Origin of the sequence: Streptomyces sp. HPF1205, assembly GCF_020400825.1 — a bacterium.
In the GTDB taxonomy this organism is placed as follows: domain Bacteria; phylum Actinomycetota; class Actinomycetes; order Streptomycetales; family Streptomycetaceae; genus Actinacidiphila.
In genome coordinates, this window is the sequence record NZ_JAINVH010000122.1 from 1 (window position 1) to 908 (window position 908).

At 63.1% G+C, this 908-nt stretch carries 1 protein-coding gene; it reads right to left on the minus strand.

The window, feature by feature from the left end; translation table 11 throughout:
- On the minus strand, positions 1 to 908 hold a 908-nt coding region (locus K7G61_RS35915; protein ID WP_225851347.1), incomplete at both ends, for a substrate-binding domain-containing protein.

Here is a 908-nt window from a genome sequence, read left to right on the forward strand (position 1 = left end):
GTGACGAGGCCGACGCCGGAGGACAGCGTGGTGCCGTCCGACTCCAGGTAGGGCTTGACCAGGTTCAGCGTCGCGTCCTTGCCCAGCACCTTCAACGCCGCCAGCAGATACGCACCCGTGTAACCCTGCTGGTACGGCTCCTGCACCACCGTCGCCTGAATCACACCCGACTGAATGAACTTCAGCGTCTGCGGGTCACTGTCATCCGAAATGATCTTCACTCGGCCCGACTTGCCCGCCGCCTGCACCGCCTGACCCGCCGACGGACCATCGTACGAGTACACACCGTACAGACCATTGATGTTCGGATTCGTCTGAATCGCCGTCTGCGCGTTCGTCAACGCCTTCGACGCATCCATCCCGTCCGACAGCTTCTGCACCACCTTGATGTCGGTGCCCTTCAACGCGTCCTCGAACCCCTGAATACGCTCCACCGCGTTCGACGTCGTCAGCGAACCCACCAGCACCACCACCTGACCCTTACCGCCCAGGGCCTGCTTCATCGCCTCACCGGCCTTCTGACCGGCCTGGTAGTTCGGCGTCCCCAGGTACAGCGCCGCACCGTCCTCCTTCGGCAACGGCGAGTCGATCGCCAGCACCGGGATACCCGCCGCGTTCGCCGACGCGATCGGCGCCTTGATCGCCGTCGGATCGATCGCCGACACACTCAGACCCGTGATCCCCTGACCCCGCAACGTCTGAATGATCGACAACTGCTGGTCCAGACGACCGTTCGCCGGAGCCTGATACGTACCCTTGACACCCAGATCCGACAGACCCTTCTTGAAACCGACCTTGCCGGCATTCCAGTAGTCGACAGCCACGTTCACGACCATCGCCAGATCCTGCTTCGACAGGTCCTTGCCCTTCAGCGCCGCCTTCAACGCGTCGTCGAGCTTGGCGAGGTT